Annotated in this window: 15 protein-coding genes and 2 pseudogenes; 15 read left to right on the top strand and 2 right to left on the bottom strand. The window is 61.0% G+C overall.

The window, feature by feature from the left end; all coding sequences use genetic code 11:
- Positions 1 to 243: 243 nt before the first annotated feature.
- The 11 genes from EOA19_RS21330 (at position 244) to EOA19_RS21380 (ending at position 10,250) form a co-directional block, all read left to right on the top strand.
- On the top strand, positions 244 to 873 hold the full coding sequence (locus EOA19_RS21330) for a DUF6088 family protein (RefSeq protein WP_128304739.1): 630 nt from the start codon (positions 244 to 246) through the stop codon (positions 871 to 873).
- Positions 866 to 1,930: a nucleotidyl transferase AbiEii/AbiGii toxin family protein gene (locus tag EOA19_RS21335; RefSeq protein ID WP_128304740.1), complete on the top strand. Its 1,065-nt coding sequence runs from the start codon at positions 866 to 868 to the stop codon at positions 1,928 to 1,930. Before EOA19_RS21330 ends, EOA19_RS21335 begins: the two co-directional genes overlap by 8 nt.
- A 105-nt stretch (positions 1,931 to 2,035) precedes the next feature.
- Positions 2,036 to 3,754: an SIR2 family protein gene (locus EOA19_RS21340; RefSeq protein WP_128304741.1), complete on the top strand. Its 1,719-nt coding sequence runs from the start codon at positions 2,036 to 2,038 to the stop codon at positions 3,752 to 3,754.
- Entirely contained in the window at positions 3,751 to 4,368 is a 618-nt protein-coding gene (locus EOA19_RS21345) for a hypothetical protein (protein ID WP_128304742.1), read from the top strand. Before EOA19_RS21340 ends, EOA19_RS21345 begins: the two co-directional genes overlap by 4 nt.
- Positions 4,365 to 6,779 carry an AAA family ATPase gene (locus EOA19_RS21350; protein WP_128304743.1) on the top strand — a complete coding sequence of 805 codons (2,415 nt, stop codon included), beginning with the start codon at positions 4,365 to 4,367 and terminating at the stop codon, positions 6,777 to 6,779. The genes EOA19_RS21345 and EOA19_RS21350 overlap by 4 nt, the downstream gene beginning before the upstream one ends.
- Before the next feature lie 524 nt (positions 6,780 to 7,303).
- Entirely contained in the window at positions 7,304 to 7,579 is a 276-nt protein-coding gene (locus tag EOA19_RS21355; protein WP_128304744.1) for a helix-turn-helix transcriptional regulator, read from the top strand.
- Positions 7,580 to 7,924: 345 nt separating this feature from the next.
- Positions 7,925 to 8,266: a hypothetical protein gene (locus EOA19_RS21360; protein ID WP_206638078.1), complete on the top strand. Its 342-nt coding sequence runs from the start codon at positions 7,925 to 7,927 to the stop codon at positions 8,264 to 8,266.
- 2 nt (positions 8,267 to 8,268) lie between these two features.
- On the top strand, positions 8,269 to 8,760 hold the full coding sequence (locus EOA19_RS21365; protein ID WP_128304745.1) for a hypothetical protein: 492 nt from the start codon (positions 8,269 to 8,271) through the stop codon (positions 8,758 to 8,760).
- Between the two features lie 35 nt (positions 8,761 to 8,795).
- Positions 8,796 to 9,503: a hypothetical protein gene (locus EOA19_RS21370; protein WP_128304746.1), complete on the top strand. Its 708-nt coding sequence runs from the start codon at positions 8,796 to 8,798 to the stop codon at positions 9,501 to 9,503.
- A gap of 109 nt (positions 9,504 to 9,612) precedes the next feature.
- A complete protein-coding gene (locus tag EOA19_RS21375; protein ID WP_128304747.1) occupies positions 9,613 to 9,798 on the top strand; it encodes a hypothetical protein in 186 nt (61 codons plus the stop codon).
- Between the two features lie 65 nt (positions 9,799 to 9,863).
- A complete protein-coding gene (locus tag EOA19_RS21380; protein WP_128304748.1) occupies positions 9,864 to 10,250 on the top strand; it encodes a hypothetical protein in 387 nt (128 codons plus the stop codon).
- A gap of 9 nt (positions 10,251 to 10,259) precedes the next feature.
- On the opposite strand, the pseudogene EOA19_RS21385 reads toward EOA19_RS21380, so the two are convergent.
- Positions 10,260 to 10,851 (bottom strand): annotated as a pseudogene (locus EOA19_RS21385) (SOS response-associated peptidase family protein).
- A 465-nt stretch (positions 10,852 to 11,316) separates the two neighbouring features.
- Between EOA19_RS21385 and EOA19_RS21395 the strand changes: the two are divergent.
- The 4 genes and pseudogenes from EOA19_RS21395 to EOA19_RS21415 form a co-directional block, all read left to right on the top strand.
- Positions 11,317 to 12,492: a hypothetical protein gene (locus EOA19_RS21395; RefSeq protein ID WP_128304750.1), complete on the top strand. Its 1,176-nt coding sequence runs from the start codon at positions 11,317 to 11,319 to the stop codon at positions 12,490 to 12,492.
- Positions 12,493 to 14,045: 1,553 nt separating this feature from the next.
- Positions 14,046 to 14,342 (top strand): hypothetical protein, encoded by a 297-nt coding sequence (locus EOA19_RS21405; RefSeq protein ID WP_127296724.1) that lies wholly within the window; start codon positions 14,046 to 14,048, stop codon positions 14,340 to 14,342.
- A complete protein-coding gene (locus tag EOA19_RS21410; protein WP_127296725.1) occupies positions 14,332 to 14,922 on the top strand; it encodes a hypothetical protein in 591 nt (196 codons plus the stop codon). The genes EOA19_RS21405 and EOA19_RS21410 overlap by 11 nt, the downstream gene beginning before the upstream one ends.
- A 397-nt stretch (positions 14,923 to 15,319) precedes the next feature.
- A pseudogene (locus EOA19_RS21415) lies at positions 15,320 to 15,661 on the top strand (ISNCY family transposase); the annotation flags it as partial.
- A gap of 35 nt (positions 15,662 to 15,696) precedes the next feature.
- Here the strand turns inward: EOA19_RS21415 and EOA19_RS21420 are convergent.
- Positions 15,697 to 17,100 carry a PLP-dependent aminotransferase family protein gene (locus tag EOA19_RS21420; protein WP_245486247.1) on the bottom strand — a complete coding sequence of 468 codons (1,404 nt, stop codon included), beginning with the start codon at positions 17,098 to 17,100 and terminating at the stop codon, positions 15,697 to 15,699.
- Positions 17,101 to 17,196 lie beyond the last annotated feature (96 nt).

Below are 17,196 nucleotides of genomic sequence, written 5' to 3' on the forward strand. Positions count from 1 at the left end.
GCAGCACACAATCGTGCCACGTTGATAGTGGGGACGGAAGCAAACGCGGTCCGAAAAATGCTACATATTTCGGACATCGCGATTAGGACCCCGCCGACGGGATTCGAGTAACGTCCGGCATGGAGTGACCGCTCCGTGTCCCAACGGGCCTTCCAATGAACGTGGCCTAGCGCCTCGCCGTCTTCTCATGAGTGATTTTCGCCAGTCTTGTATGTCAGAAAAAACTAGGCTATTTTCTGACATATGAAGACCGCTGTTTCATCTGTCCCATCTAGAATCGTAAAGCGAGCCCGCAGCTCCGGGCGCGGTAGCGTATTCACGCCCAACGATTTCCTTGACCTCGGGGGACGGGACTCGATCGATCAGGCGCTCTCGCGCCTCGCCAAGGCTGGCAGGCTGCGACGCCTCGCACGCGGCCTCTACGATTTCCCTAAGGTGCATCCAAAGCTTGGCCCGCTTTCTCCGGCCCCCGATGACGTTGCCCAGGCACTGGCCAGAGAGACAGGCTCTCAGGTGCAGGTTGCCGGCTCGCGCGCGGCAAATGTCCTCGGTCTATCGACCCAGGTTCCGGCCCGCAGTTCATACCTGACGGATGGTCCATCCCGTCGGGTGGTGCTCGGAAAACGCATCGTCGATCTCCGCCACGCTTCGCCCAAGCATCTCATCGCACCGGGCAGTGCGGCGGGGACTGTTGTTCAGGCGCTGCGCCATCTGGGGCCGTCACGGGCGGCCGATATCGTTCATGTCGCGTCGCGCCAGCTGTCGCCGAGCGACAAGAAGAGGCTAGCCTCGACGGCCGTTCAGGCCCCGGCCTGGATGCGCTCTACGCTGCGCGCCATTGCGGACACCAGATCGGACGCGGTCAATGGATAGCTTCGCTCGCCAGGACGCGTCCGAAAGAGCGGCTGTCTTCGGCGAGTCCGGCGCCTTGCGTGGCGTCGCCAGCATTATCATCGAGAAGGACTTCTGGGTTTGCTGGACCTTGAAGCGTCTCTTTGAACTCCAGAAGGGCGGTGCGCCCACTCTGGTGTTCAAAGGCGGCACCTCTCTCTCCAAGGCCTATGGTGCAATCCGACGCTTTTCGGAAGACATTGACCTCTCCTTCGACCGTGCCGACCTCGGCTATGACGGCGATCGTGATCCAGAGCGGGAAGGGATCAGCAAGAAGCAGTCCGCCAAGCTCATCGATGCGCTCATGACCGATGTCGAAAAGCACATCGCCAACAAGATGCTTCCTGCCCTGCGAGAGGCGATCGCCGCCCAACTTGCCGAGCCGGTAAAGGGCAACTGGTCGCTCGAGATCGACGCCAACGATCCCCAAACCCTGAACTTTCAGTACCCGGCAGCACTGACCGGTCAGGACTATCGAGGCGTCACCTACATCACCCCGCGCGTCAAACTGGAGTTCGGTGCGCGCGGCGATCCTTGGCCTACCGAGCAGAAGACCATCCGACCCTATTCAGCGGACGATTTCCCAACCTTCTTCGAGAATCCGGATTGCACCGTTACGGTCCTGGCGGCGCGCAGAACGTTCTGGGAGAAGGTCACTGCGCTTCACTCAGAAGCGCACCGTCCCGAAGACTCTCCCACCCCTCAGTATTTTTCACGCCATTACTATGATGTGGCGATGCTTCTCGACACGGCCGAGGGGCGGGCGGCGGCGGTCGACTTCAAAATGTTGGCGCAGGTCGCCAGGCACAAGGCCGTGTACTTTCGATCGAGCTGGGCGAGCTATGACACCGCGCGACCGGGCACCCTTCGCCTGATGCCGGCCGAGTCTCGCCTAAAAGACCTGCGCGCCGACTACCAGGCCATGCAGGCGATGATGTTCGACGAGAGATCTTATTCGTTCGACGAGATCCTTGCGCGCATCGAAAAGCTGCAGGCGACGATCAATACAGACGTGCCGGCCGCCGACACGCTAAAATAGCGCCTGCTCTCGGAGCATGGCGTTCTACTTGGCGGTGTCGCTATCTAGCCGCGCGCGCGATGCTCATCTACGGTCACTATCTATCCGTGCGTCGAAAGCCAAAGTATGCCAGCTGCGCCAAGCGCTTCAACGATTTCCGTTCGTCAAACCCTCGACATCCTCGATGGTCCCTTTCGAAGCGTCGCGACGGGCATCGCCGAGGACCAGTATGCCTTCTGGCTTGGTTCGGGCATCTCATTCGGGCGGGTGGATGGCCTGAAGCACATCATCGTGCGCGTGATGGAGTTTCTGCGCCAGCAGATCGATCCGGCCGACCCCAACTGCCCCTATAACGTAGCCCTCAAGCGTGCCCTCGGCCTCGCCCCGCTGTCGGCCGACGAATGGGCAAGGGTCGATCTCACCCTTGGCTTCGCTGCTTGGCCGGACCAGGCCGCCATTGTCGCGCGGCTGACCAACAATTATGCTCGGCTGCTCGACGTCACCGTTGCCGGGAAGGCCGACGACTATCTGCTGTGGGACGGCGTGGGCGTCCCCGCCACCTTCGCGAACCCCGCCATCGAACCCGACGTCGAGCATTTGTGTATGGGCATTCTAGTTCTCGAGGGCAGTGCGTCCAGCATCGCCACGGCGAACTGGGACGGGCTGGTCGAGAAGGCTGTTGCCGAACTGACAGGAGGCGTTCCCAAGCTCGTGGTCTGCGTCCGCGCCGAGGATCTTCGTCAGCCGGAGCTAACCGGTCAGATCATCAAATTTCACGGCTGTGCGGTGTTGGCCGTCGCCGACGAGGGAACCTACAGGCCGTTTCTTGTCGGCCGCTACTCGCAAATCAACCGCTGGGCCGCCGCACCCGAAAACCAAGCCGTGATCAACCGTCTGCTCGATATTGCTGTTTCGAAGCCGACCATCATGATGGGCCTGTCGGCCCAGGACTCCAATATCCAGGCCTTCTTCGCAAAGGCGGAGTCGGTGATGCGCTGGCCTTGGCCTGGAAACAGGCCCAGCTTCGTCTTCTCGGGAGAACAGGTCGGCGCCGACCAGGAGGGACTACTCAAGAACGTCTATCCGCAGACCTATACGGCGGCGACCCGCGACCAGATCAACGAGCAGTCGCTCGTCAAAGCCTACGCCAACCCGCTTTTGCTCGCGCTCGTCCTCTCGGTCATCGCCGACAAGATCAAGGTCATGGTCGACACGGTCCAGGGTACCCTCGACCACGCGGCGCGCGCAGCTCTGCAACAGGGAGTGGTAGCACTGCGGGACCATCTGGCGACCCTCGACAATGGCGATCGACTACAGTTCGTCCGCAAGTTCGTCGACCACACCTCGCGCACGATGACGATGTTCCGGGACGGAGCCGCAGGGGTTGCCCCGCGCCGCTACAATCCTGTAACGCCCTTGCCGCTTCACCAGATTGCGGCCGACCAGACCCTCCCTTCATCCGGATTGCCCGAGATCGCGGTCTTTGCCGGTTTGCTTGGTATTGGCGTGGCGGACGGCACCTGGTCCTTGGCCGAAAGTGATCCCGCTGATCCCGCCTCGGGTGCAGTGAAGGTGGTGACTGCGTCGGCAAGCACCAAGCTTGTCCTTGCGGCCAATGGCCGGTCAGCGATCCGGCTGCAGCAGAATGGCCATATCGATGATAACGAGGACGCCGTCCTGGTCTATAGTGCCGAGAAGCCACCGCCGATGCCCCGCTCGCCCCGAAGCTCACCCGGCCGGACGGGCGTGCTGGGGTTGCGGGAGGTCAGCATTTACGACCTGCTCCAGCACGCGACCAGTGCGGCAGATCTCATGCAGCAGTTTCGTTCGGAGGCAGCGATATGACCATTGCCACGCCAGTCGAGGGAGTCGTCGCGTTGCTTTCGGAAGCCGGTTACCGCCCGCTGTCAGTCCCGCTGTCGATCGCCGGCCTAACCTTCGACCTTCCAGCCGCCCTGGTCGGCGAAAGCCCGTCGCCCGATCTCATCCTTGTCGCTGACACGGCGTTCGACACCGAACAAAAGATCCTCCGCAAGGTGGAAGGGGTGGCACGCGCGCTCGACGTCACCCGCTCCAAACGTCCCCTGACCACGATCCTCGTCGGGCCCAAACCCTCCGCCGCCACGCTTGATGCCATGACCAAGGTCTGCCGTGTGCTTCCCGTCGGTGTCACCGAACATGGAGCGACAACAGCTCTGCTGGAGAACTGGCTGGCTGTCCTGCTGCCGCTCAAGCTGCCTGAACCGACCAGCGACACGGCGGAATCGCTGGGCTCGATCGTCAGCAGATCCGCCGATCTTGACCAAAATATCGTCGGCCTGGTCGCCTTCGCAGACCAAGGCGCAGCCGGCGTCCAGCAACATCTGCACGAGCTTCTCAACACCGCCATCGAGGCCGAAATCGAACCAGAAGAAGACATCGATCTTGGGCCAGAGCTAACACAGGGAGCTTCGGAATGAGCGCTGCTCAGTTGAGTTCGATCACCCTCACAAACTTCCGCAGCATCAAGGGGAGCATCACCGTCCCGCTGGATGCTCCCATAGTCCTCATCCATGGCGCAAACGGAGCGGGCAAAACAAGTCTGTTGTCGGCCATCGAGCTGGCTCTGACGGGCCAAGTCGCGTCGCTCCAACGGGTCGATCCCGACTACGCAGCCCACCTCGTCCACAAGGACGCCAAGTCCGCGGAGCTCAAGATTGAGACGAGTGGCCTCGATCGCAATGAGACCAGCCTCAAGGTGACCGCCAATGCGATAGAGGGCGAGGCGCTGCTCGGACCGGATCTCGCTCGGTTCTATGCCGAACGCTGCTTCCTCGCGCAGTCATCGCTGGGCCGCCTTCTCGAGCTCTATCAGGATTCCGCGAAGCGCTCGGATTCCGCCCTTACCAAGTTCGTCAAGGACCTGCTGGGCCTTGATCACCTCGATGCCATCATCGATGGGCTGCATGATGCCGGTGACGTGCGGCGGCTGCGAAGCGGCGTTCCGGGATATGGCGAGACCAGGGACACCATTCCCCAGGTCGCGGGCGAACGTGACCGCCTGGGTGCCGAACTGGAGAAGACTGATATCAGGATCCGCCAGCTGGAAGAGCAGAACGACGCTCTGTCGAATCGGTTGGTCTCAGTTGGCGACCGACCCGTCACCGGCCCAACTGCCGGCGAGACCGAGCAGAGCGAACTCCTGAGGCTCACGACGGTGCGCCGCGAGGTTGAGGCCGCTAGCTTGCAATGGCAGCAGATCGCCGGCACAGACCTAGCTCGTGATCGCGCCGCCGCGCAGCCCCGCAGCGAGAACGCCGGCCGGGCGGTCGCGGCATGGTCCGCGACAAAGGGAGCCGCGCTTCAGGCCGTGCTCGAACGACTCATGCCCTTGTTCTCCGACCTTCCGTCGGTGAGCGCCGGCGGACCCCAGCCAGCCCATGCCGCCGCGACAAAAGCGGTGCGGGAAGAGCTGCGGCGTTGCCAGGATGTGCTCGACAAGGACGCGGCCGACGCCAAGCTGGAAGCCGATCATGAAGGCGCCGTCACACGCGGTCGGGCGCGCGTACAGGCGCTGGAGCAGCAAATCTTGAACCTCGCATCGGAGGGCGGCGCCCTTGCCCAGGCGTTGAGCGGCGTGCTGCCGCATATCCATACCGACGACTGCCCGGTTTGCGGTCGCAATTTCAAAGAGACCTCAGAGGTGCCGTTGCAGGCCCATGTCTCTGCACGGATAGCAGAGCTCACCGCTGCTGCCGGGCAGCTTCAGGCCCTGAGCCGCGACAGGACCTCCTCCCTCTCGACCGTCGCTGTCGCCGAGAGAGAGCTCGGCGAGGTCCGAGGGCGACGCCTCGACGCCACCAATCGAGACGCACTTCGGACCCGGGTGGCGCTGTTGCAGGAAGTGGACCTGTCACTGGCCGGCATGACCAGCGACGTGGAGGAAGGTCAACGCCTGATCGGTGAGGCCGCTGCTGCTTCCCGCGCGCTTTCGGATCTCGCCGTTCAGGACCAGGGCGGTACGGCCTTGCGGCAGTCGGTCGAGCGCTTCGGCACAGAGCTCGGCGTGGCGCCTCTGGCCCCCACCGAAGACATAGCAGCGGCTCTGTCGCGTTTTGCCGCCGAGGCCTCACGGCTCGTTGAAATCTATACCGCGAACCAGACGATCCGCCGCGAAATGGCGGGGAACGCCCTTGAAGTACAGCGCCTCAATGCCTTGAGGCAACCAGTCGTTGATGCAACGGAAGCCGCTCAGGGTCGCCTAGGCCGGCTGAATGCCGCGAAAGAGCGCGCGGACCGCCTGATTCTTGACGCCCGCGAGCTGGCAAAGCGCGCCGGGGAGGCCCGGACCGCCATTGTCAGGAAAGTCTTCAATGGCTCGCTAAACCGGGTGTGGCGCGACCTCTTCGTGCGGCTGGCGCCGGAAGAGCCATTTGTCCCTGCCTTTGCCGTCCCCGAAACCAATGGCGGCCCGGTCGAGGCAGTGCTTGAGACCTGGTATCGCTCCGGCGGCAAAGGAGGTGATCCCCGCGCGATGCTGAGTGCTGGCAACCTCAACACGGCCGCGCTCACGCTTTTCCTCGCTCTACATCTTTCGGTTTCCCCCGATCTTCCCTGGCTGGTGATCGACGATCCCGTGCAGAGCATGGACGAGGTCCATATTGCCCAATTTACCGCATTGCTCAGAATGCTGGCCAAATCGAACCTGCAGCGCCAGATCATTATCGCGGTGCACGAAAAGCCCCTGTTCGACTATCTTTCGCTCGAACTCAGCCCAGCATTCCAGAACGACCGGCTGATCACCATCGAGCTCAGCCGCAGTGCCGATGGCCAGACGCTGATGAACTATCTGCCTCACGTCTTCACTCCGGACCAGGCGGTCGCGGCATGAGCCCGGCTCAGGTCAAAACGTATCTTCGAACAGAACCCTGCGAACGGGCAGCTCTTCGGCCCATAAGCCGAACATTCGCTTGCAAAGTAGCGGCAGCTCTTGATGATCTTGGACTGGTCCGCCAAGCGCATGAAGTCCTGATGAACCTCGGCGCGCGCCCGGAATGCGGCGGGAGCGATCCCGCCGGTCGAGACCAGTAGCGCTCGACGCCTCCCCTCGCGCAACGCCGGTTCCAGGCAATAGTGTACCGACCGAGCATCGACGCTTCGATCTCGCCGATGCTTGATTTCGATGTTGTACCAGGTCACATCGTCGCGACTGATGCCGCAGCCCAGTAAGGCGGCGACGGCCCAGATCCCCGCAGCTTGCCGAAGGGCTTCAAGTCACCCGAGCTTGTTGATCCAACCTTGAAGGTCGAGCCCGCCAAGGTGAAGACACGCGATTTCAAATAAGCTTGCCATCACAAAAATTGTCATTTATATAGATAAACGTAAATTCACACTAAGTTGGCGGAGGGACGAGCGATGCCGCTTAGCCTGACGAACGCCGAAGCCCGCGGTCGAACCTATGCCGCGGCCCGTATGTTGGCCGGGCTCGATCAGGCCGCGCTTGCCACAGAGGCTGGCGTGTCCGCGGCGACGGTCTCCAATGTGGAGCGAGGACGGGAAGGTCGGCCCGCGACACTCAAGGCGATAAGGAAGGCTCTGACACGCCAGGGCGTGCTTGTCGGCTTCAGTCCAAGCAACGGACTAGCGTCCGTTTCGATCTCCTTTGCCGCCGATGACGAAGAGGAAGAGTGAGAGATGAGGTACTTCGGAGAATTCAACCGCGTCATCTGCGACAACATTCGTATCGCCGCGAGGAGGTTGCGCAGGTTGGGGCTCAACGCGCAGGTCCTGCCCCACAAGACGTCGCTAGTGATCGTGCGTCCGCGTGGGATGTCATGGGCTGATTTCACCACTGCGGTTGCAGCTGTGCTTCAGCCCCGGCGCGGCTCAGTCATGCTGTCCAGCGAAGCCACCGGCAGTACCTTCATCTGTGCCAACCGGGGCAATCGCCCTGGTCGCTTCATCCGCCAGTAGCGACATCTCGTCATCGCGTCTTGGCGATAACCGATCACGCGAATCGAACCCTCGGAGGACAAATTGGCCATCACCGCGAAAGACGTCGAGGAACTGCATACCTATGCCGAGGGCGTCATGGGCCGCGCGGACCACCATGTCGGTGAGGTTAAGGGGGTCGCGCTCGCCATCCTCGGCGGAATCATCTGGCGCGGCGAACCCGATTCCATCCGAATTCGCAGCTTTGCCGGCACACCAGCCAACATGCTCTGGGCCAAGATCGGCGGGAATACCTATGTGTTTGCCTACAACCACGAGACAGAGAAGATCGAGATCAGAGACCGCACCCAGACCGGCGCCGTCCTCCATAGCTTCAACAACAGCACGCCAGTCGCCGACATCGAATCCGCCTTCAGGGCGCTATGACCATGTTGGTGGCTCGCGCGCAGCTCGATTTCATCAAAACTCTGGTCGCGCGGTTCGAACGGCAGGACAATACGATGCAGCCCATCATCGTGTTCCAGTCGCAATACATCGCTATCATCACCCTTCTGAGGTCGGTAGGGCACGTCTTCGAAAAGGTCGACTGCGACACTTCCGACCGGAAAGCGTGGGCCAAGGGAAAGTGGCCCGACTGGCAGCAGGCGTCAATTTTCCAGAGCTTCATCAAGCCCAAGCGCGACGCGCTGCTCAAGGAGTTTCGAGGTGGACTTGAACTGCGCAATGACGCTTTCGAGTCCCCGGCCGTGCTCGCGGATCCCTCGATGCCCGGCATGGTGTCGATGGTGACGACGATGGACGCCAGCAGGTTGCGGGATGCAGACGGTCGCCTGATCATGCCGGCCATCCGCGAAGCGATTGTCTTCTGGACTCGCTGCCTCAGCGAAGCCGAAGCAGCGTTTGGCGAATCGGCCCTTTAGCAACCGCGCAATCCGCCTATCGAGAGAGGTCGCCAATGACTGAGCAGGATAGCACGCCACAGCCAGGAACGCTGACGCATCGGCTCGGCGCCATCTCGAAACTTGAGACCGAGCTCGTCGACAAGGCCCACGCCATCCTGCCAAAAGGCGCGGTCAACATCGTTGATTTCTTCATCCTGGGCGCTACGCAGCGCACGCTGTCACAGTCCCGCGGCTTCCGGACGCTGATCGAGACCAGGAACTTTCCCTCCGCGACGATTCTGTTGCGCACGCAAATTGATACCGCCATGCGCATCAACGGCCTCAGGATGATGGCGAATGTCGAGGCGGACGTTCAGCGCATCTTCAAAGGCGAGCGCACCTTTGACCGCCTGGTCTCGAGTCCCGCTGCCGGCGGCGGCAAGCCCGAGCGCCTCACCGACGCTTTCCTCAAAAAGAAGCTCGCGGAGGAGAATCCCTGGATCGAGCCCCTCTACAGCCAGACCTCTGACTTCGTCCATCTCAGCTTTCGCCATCTATTTACGGCGATCACCGAGACCGATGCGGCAACACAGATGGCGACTATGGCGATCAGCGGCACCGATCCCAAGCAGGATGAGAGCGTGTACTACGAAGTGTGCGATGCATTCTTCCGCGTCTCTCGACTGAGCTCCATGACCATTCTCGCCGCGCTGATGGCCAGGCATCTGGGGGACAGGGTCATGGCCGCCGCTGCCGCGCGGGAAGCCAACGGGAATGAGTGACGCTCGACGCCCAACAATCGAGCTCGATCGTCCCGAGGCGTGGCCCTCGGATCTCCTTGACGTGCTTACCACCAATCGAGATGCGCTCCGCTCGCGCGAGAAAGGTCCGTTGAGTGACCGTTACGATGCAGCGGTCTACGCGGTGGTCGAGGCGTTGGAGCCTTACAGCGTCGTCGGTTGGCATTGCACGCGTCTCGCCGATCACGAGGTCGAAGACATCAGAGCCAATGGAATGGCGCTCCTCGACGTCGATCTCGTGTCCGTCGGATCGATGCCGAAATCCGGCACGAACTGATCTCGTCGAACCATGGCGCGCGCCTAAAGGCAGTCAACCAAGCCGCGGAGCGATACCGGGCTGGCATGCTGTGGTTCTGTTTCTTCACCCCAGCTCGCGCGGGCGAGGGCGGTATCGGAGATCTTCTCCGCTATTGGGGTGGGGAGGCGGTCTACAATTCGCATGACCGGCACCCGGAAATGGGCAAGGTCATCGCGGGGGTCGGGCGGCCCGCTATCGTTGAAGCAGAAATCCCCGTCGCGTGGTGTGGTCGCGATCGCGGCCTGCGGCTGGCGATGAACATTGGGCAAAGATACGTCATCGCCCAGGGAACGCGCAGTCCGAACTCGACCGATGTCGAAGACAACATCAAGCGGCCGCTCCCCGCAGAGTTGGTCCGGGCGGTACATGTCTTCCCAGCCCCCGAATTCCTGACGCTGTCTGGCTGCTCGGATTGGCATCATCCCCTCTGACCTGAGGGGCTAGTCTGAACCGGGGCGGACCGTTTCGACCGCAAGCGACCCAGCCGACAATGGCCGCAACAGCTGGGCCTGCGGCTTAGTAAGATAGAGCCAGGCGGCCCAATCCCGCGGCTGCAGCACGACCATCTGTCGGTCATGGTGGGGCTCGATGTCGGGACCCGGCGAGGTGGTCAGCATCGTGGAGCTTACCGGGTGATTGCGCTGCGCTTCCCGCCACAGCCCCGCAATCGCCAGAATGGGTGATCCGCCAGTGTAAATCGATGCTTGGTCCTGGGTATCTGGTGCCGCTGAATTCGAAGAAACCGGAGGCCGGGATCGGACATCTGTTGCTCTTGGAGAAATAGCGGCCCTCCGAGCGGAAATTGAAGACGGGGCCGCCTTTGGGGCCATTTGGCGCAAAGCTGAAGTTCATCGGCACCAGCTCGACCCCGTTGCCGGCAGCGCGCATCACCGGCGCCATGTCGTTGATCCGCACCAGATCGGATTGCGGCAGGTCCAGTTCCGTCTGCTGCGTCGGAATCCCGAGCTCGAGATCCTGCGTCATCTGGCTGTATTCGACCCAGCGGACGTGTTGTTCGTAAGCGTTGCACATGAGCAGAATGATAGTGCACGGACGAAGCATTTTCGAGGGTGGAGCGTCCGCCTTCGGAGCCGGGCTGTAGGTGAACCGAAGCCCCGCTCTACATCGCCGTCAAAACTAAAGGGACTTGGTCTTGCCGCTCGCGCGTTGCGCCGGTCAAGGAAGTTGCGCCGCGGCTTGCCAACGATGCGCCTCCCGGCACTTTCGTTGGGTTGCGGACCGCGCCCTTTCCCGCCTTGCTCTTCGCGGACTTCGGGTCCCGTCCCCGAAGTGTGGGGTAGGGCTGAAGTCAGAAGGAACGCGCGAAGCGCGTGCGGAGCAGGATGGAAAAGCAGCAACTGAAGAACTGAAGGACAAGGTGCCATGCGCCGCGGTGCTCGAGCATCTGGGCTTTGCTCTCGACGTCAAAGAGAGCACCCGCAAAGGCGACCCCTAGCCGCACTTCAACGTGTACCGGCAATAGCCTATCTGTACGACATGACGCTTGAAAAATTCACCTCACAGCTCAATGCCACCACTTTCTGGAAGGAGTTCACCTTCTCCGAAACGAGATTCTTCCCTCGTCCGAAACAGCAGGTCGAACTGGCGGACGGAATGGTGAAGATCGGATCATTGGCTATGGTGTTCCAGCTCAAGGAACGGGCTGAGGAGACGTCGGACCCTGAGGCTGAGCGACAGTGGTTCCGGAGGAAAGTCCTCCGGAAAGCGACGGATCAGATCAAGGACACGGTGCGGTACCTGGCCGAGCACGAGGAGATCCGCCTCACGAACGCACAGGGTCACGAGATAGCGGTGAAGGGGGTCGACCTCCTAGACATCAAGAAGATCGTCGTCTTCCTTCCTGGTCGGCTGCTGCCTGCGGACTGTTGGGAGACCAAGTTCCACGTCTCGGCCACGGTTGGTTTCATTCATATCGTGGCCGCGCACGACTATCTGGGAATATTGGACAAACTGCGCGTCCCCGACGACGTGCGGCTGTACTTCGAATATCGAGAGTCGGTCCTGCCGCAACTGCGCGAGGCCCGCGTCGTCGTGGAGGAGCCCGACATCATGGTCGCGTTCCTGTCGGAGATGGATTTGCCGGAGCCTGGATCGATCGAGAAGTTGCGCGCCTTCGTGCAGGACCTTGGCGGGTTTGATCTTTCATACATCCTACGGGACCTCCAACTTCACATCGTCAACCCTGAAAGGAGCACGGACTACTACCGGATCATGGAGGAATTCGCTCGCGTCCCGCGATCCATCTGGCGCGAGTTCAAAAGGCGGCTTGTCGTCTCCCTCGAGGCTAGCAAGGCCGGAACACCTCGTCGACCTTTCAGATTCGCATTCCCGCAGACAGACTGCACTTTCATGGTCGCAAGTATGGACCCCGACTGGCCGGTGACCGGCGAGGACGGTATTAGGATGAGAACGAACGCCGTGGAGCTGTTCACGCGAGCGGCGAAGTACGATCTGAAAACTCGGATCGGCGTTGGGCTGCTGATCTCCAAAGATGGCGCCCACTCCCTGCTTGACTGGTGCCTCATAGACGAGCCCTGGTCGGCCAATGCCAAGCTGGAGGATCTACTCTCGACGCCACTGTTCGGCCCTGCTCGCGAGAGGGTGGTGGACAGCTACCACTTCCGTGGCGACAACGCCGAGCCTGGTACTTAAAATCTCCCGTCGGCGTTGGATTCGTGGTCCGGAGTACCCAGCCGACTTCTGCGTCAGGCTGCTGATCTCCCTGGCGGTCATTCGTGGCAAAGCCGGCGCGGGTCTGGGTTTACTCTCCCGCGCCAAGCCTCTGGACCGCAGCCGAATGACCCCTTCTGGCGCAAAACGTCTATGTTCACGCTTCGTGCTTCAAAAGTCGCATAAATGGCAACGTGGAATTGGGAGGGGAATCTCCAGAAACCGGAACTCAGCCTCGGTGTTTCGAGTTCGGTGAACCACTCTGCGACCGATGAGGAACGCATCTCACCAACGACCAAACGCAGCCAAGCCGAGCGCCATCAAGGCGCCTCCTAGGACGATGTCCGCATGCTGTCGGAAACGAGTGTAAAATCGGCGGGCAGCCGGTTGGGAAATACAGAGACCGAGTAGGCCAAACCAGGCAATGGCAATGGCAAAAACCAGCACAGCCAAGGATATGTGGGTCGCCCCGCGAGCCCCTAAACTCAGCGTGGAGGACGCGAAGAACAATGCGGTGGCGGGATTTGCCATTGCTGTGACGGACCCAGCCGGAAGTATCGGGTGACCGGAACCGGCTTCGGCTCGTTGACGCCAATCTTGATCGACAGCGCCCGTCTCATCGAATTCCAACCGATGAAGACCAGCATCGCGCCGTAGAGGCTGGCAGCCATCTGGTGTGCGGTGCCCCCCATCGGCAACGCGGCAGCCCCAGACGCGACGATGGCCGCCAGCGAACTCGCGCCCAAGGCAACCCCGGCGGCAGCGGCTTGTTCATATCGCAAGCTGTGTAGGGACGCCGTGTGGTGTCGTTTTCGGTCCGACGCCGATCGGCTATTACGCCTACCCAAACAATATCAATATTGCGCCCCGTGTCTGCGGCGATTGTTGGTCCATCACTGAGGATTGGCAAAAGACCTGCCTTTTAGGCGCTGCTGAACCGCCTTGCATGTTCACCCAACCACCAAAGGCGGTGGCGCACGCGGCGTTACCGCAGCTGCGAGCCTTGTTGGGAGAGAAGATAACAGCCTGATCTGATACATGCGACGGTGGACTGTAAAACGATCCGCTATCGGCAATTCTGAGAAATCAGGCTGCCGGACTGCAATGCGCCAATGTCGGCCGTGCACAGCCTCTAGCCCGCTTCGAGGAGCGGACATTGCTGACGCATTCATCGAGGTTCAGTTCGCTCCAAAGGCGGCCGCCGGCCTACGAGACGATTGCGGGCACCGCAACATGATTCCACTCGATCCTTGCAAGTTCGGGACGTAGGCACTGCAGGGATAACCAAGCGGGAACTGCAGGAGGTCCGACCGCCATACCCTTCGCACCTTGCGCAGCCGACCTTACCCCGCATCCTCTGGCCCTTTGCCCTTGGTGACGTAGATCGCCACCAATGTACTGGGGCTGGACAGTCTCAGATAGCGGTTGCGCTTGGCCTCGTCGGCGAAGCCGATGCAACCCCAACTCGCGGGGTCTACTAAGCCTTGCTTATGCGTTCAACGCAATCTATATTCTGTTGAACACAGGAGGTTCTGATGGCCGCGCAAACACGGACCGCTTCAGAAAGCGAAGCAAAGGTCGCATCGACCCGCAATAAGCTTGTACTCGAGCAAGCGAAAGCCGCCGGACTGCTCGGCGCGGCGAAGAATACCCGCCTTTCGGGGCGAGTGCCTTCGGAGTTGATCGAGGCGGCCAAGAAGCGCGCTCATGTCACCTCGGACACGGAGCTGTTGGAACTGGCGCTGTCGCGCCTGGCTCTCGAAGATGACTTTGGCGCCCGCTTGGTCGGACGCAAGGGCAGCATCCCGGCGGACATAGATCTTGGGTTTTGATCTTTCCGAGACCCTCCGATCGCTCAAACCGCAAAAGTACACCGGAACGCTGGAGCGTAGGGCCGACGATGATCTCCCATGGGTTGCAAACGAACCCGCGATCGGGGGACCAGTGTTTCTGGATACGTGCGTCTATCTGGATGTCCTGCAAGGACGAGCACCGGTTAAAGTCGATACGCTGCTTACCTATCGCCGATGCCACCATTCCACGGTCTGCCTTTCTGAGCTGACCCACGCCTTTGGCCGGCTCGACCCAAAGCATGCCTCCACAAAAGCTGTCCTCGAGACAATCAAAGCCACGGTGGAGGACATTCCGGACCACCGTCTTCATGCCCCGGATGCAGCGATGTGGGGACAGGCCGGTGTGTTGGCTGGCTTGCTCTTCCGGCTGAGCAATCTGCCCAAGGGGGAGGGGCACGAGCGCCGCTTCGTAAATGACGCCCTCGTATTCCTGCAGGCGCGTCAGTTGGGCGCGGGCGTGCTGACCGGCAACGTCCGCGATTTTGATTTCCTTACCCAGATTCTGCCGACCGGACGGATCATTCTCTATCGAGCTCCGCCGGGACCGCAGACATCATGAACGTGCGGTCGGCCCTCCTGTCGATATTTCCACGAACTGGAACAGCTGGGTCGGGCGCCGGCGACTGACGTTAATCACCTGCAGAACACTCCGGCGTTTCTGCGTTTTGCGGAGTTATGTCAAACTCGATACCCCCAGATTAGAACTGGCTCCATACTGCGATTTTCGCTTGCCTCAGTATTGCGGCAGCTCGGCTTGGCCTGTCTCGTCGGTGGCTCAAGACGTCGCATAAATGGCAGTCTTGGATTGATAAGGAAATCTCCCGAAACTGGAGCTCAGACACATTCACGGCCTCAAGAACAGCGTGTTCGCCAATGTTTGGACTGACGCCATGCAGGTCTCCAGCGCCGCGGCCGACTGGGCCTATGCCGATGCCAAGGGCAAGCCCGGCGTCGTCGTGGGTTATGTCGAGCAGGCAGCTGCGCAGTTGGCCCTGGCCACGGGCCCGGCCGGCCAACTGTGCCAGGCCCAGATCCGCCATTACCGGCCGCTGATTAAACAGATCATCGCCCAGACAGAGCGGTGGGTCCTGGGCGGCGAGGCGCTACAGTGCGGCGACAGGCTGGTCAGCTTGTTCGAGCCGCATGCCGGCATCATCGTCAAGGGCAGCCGCGACGTCGATTATGCCCACAAGCTCAATTTGACTGCCGGCCGAAGCGGGCTGATCCTTGACCTCGTCATCGAAGCCGGAAACCCGGCCGACAGCGAGCGGTTCTTGGCGATGCTGGAGCGCCACATCGGCAAGTGTTAGGTCACGATGAGCGGTGGTCGGAACTAAGAAAGCTTTCTCAATAGGAAGTCGAAAAACCTTTCGTCATCCGCCCGTGACACATTTATGCGGATGCCGGCCGCCATTGGACTCTGTTTGTCGATGCAAAAAACGGTTCCAGGCGCTATGAAAATGCTTTCCTTGGCGCCCAGTCGAGCGAGTTCTATGTCGTCTATGCCTCGGGGTAGCATAAGGTAGAGGTAGTAGCCGCCGCCGTTGCCGGCGAAGATCGAATACCCATTCTGGCTGAGGGCTGAATGCACCCGAGTTGCTGCCGTCTCGATGCGTTGGGCGAGGCGCCTGAGGTGGCGATCATAGTGGCCTTCGGAGATCAGGCGGTGAAGAAGCCGTTCGACGTGACCAGAGCTGTTTACCGTTGTCAGCATCTTCAGTTCCGCAAGTGCCGCGACCTTGTCGGCGCGGCCTGCGATATGGCCTGACCTCAGGCTGGCGGACAGGGTTTTGGAAAAAGTACCTATCGAAATCACGTGGTTGAGTTGGTCGAGCGTTGCAAGCCGATTGGGTGGAACCAGGGAGAGATCCGCAAAGGGATCATCCTCAACGATGGTGACGTTATGCCTCGCTGCGACGGTGAGAATTGAATGAGCGACCGATAGGCTAATCGAGCCGCCGGTTGGGTTGTGGCCAATTGATTGCGTGAAGAACAGTTTTGGCCGCTCTGCCGAAACCTTCTCGGCAAAGTCTTCGATATCTGGTCCGTCAGGCAGGCGCCGGACGCCGATGACCCGAACCTGCGCCAGTTTGAGCTTGGCGAAGAGCGGGTAATATCCGGGCTCGTCGACGAGCACCACATCGCCAGGCGCCAGGAACGCCCGAACGACAAGATCGAGCGCATGATTGGCGCCGAACGTGAGCAGGATTTCCTTTTCAGTCGCCTGAATGTTCTGGTTCGACAGGCGTCGCGCGATCTGCTGCCGCAGAGGAGGAAAGCCCCAGGCGGACCCGTAGCCGTCCGCTCCTTGGGAAGGGCCGCGACCGAACAGCCCAAGATGGCGCCTTATCTCGGACTCCTCGGCCCATGCCGGGGGCGGGCGGCCGTCACCGACCCGGATCTCGAAACTCTCCTCCAGCTGCGCATTGAGGAGCGAAGCGATGTCGACGGCTTCCGATACGTGCCTCGGCCTCGTTCCATTCATTTGCGCGGTCTTGCTGACCGTGAATCCGGACCGGGCCTTCGGCGTTACATGACCAGATGCCGCCAATCTGTCGTAGGCTTCGACTATGGTGTTCTTCGACACGCCATATTCGCGGGCCGCATTCCTGATCGAAGGCAGCTTGCTTCCCGGCGCCCGGTTGCCGGCGACAATATCCTCGACCAGCCGCGCCGCGACATTCTCCGCAAGAGTGGCACCAGATTTCCCGCCGGGTTCTGTCGCCTTCAACGTCACCTCCGATGGGTACAGATTCAGACAAATTCTCCGATCTGTACCTTTCTTGGGATGGTAACAATGATCATGCTTGTTTCAAGAGGAAAATGACAAATT

Source organism: Mesorhizobium sp. M7A.F.Ca.US.010.02.1.1 (assembly GCF_004023085.1).
Classification (GTDB): Bacteria; Pseudomonadota; Alphaproteobacteria; order Rhizobiales; family Rhizobiaceae; genus Mesorhizobium.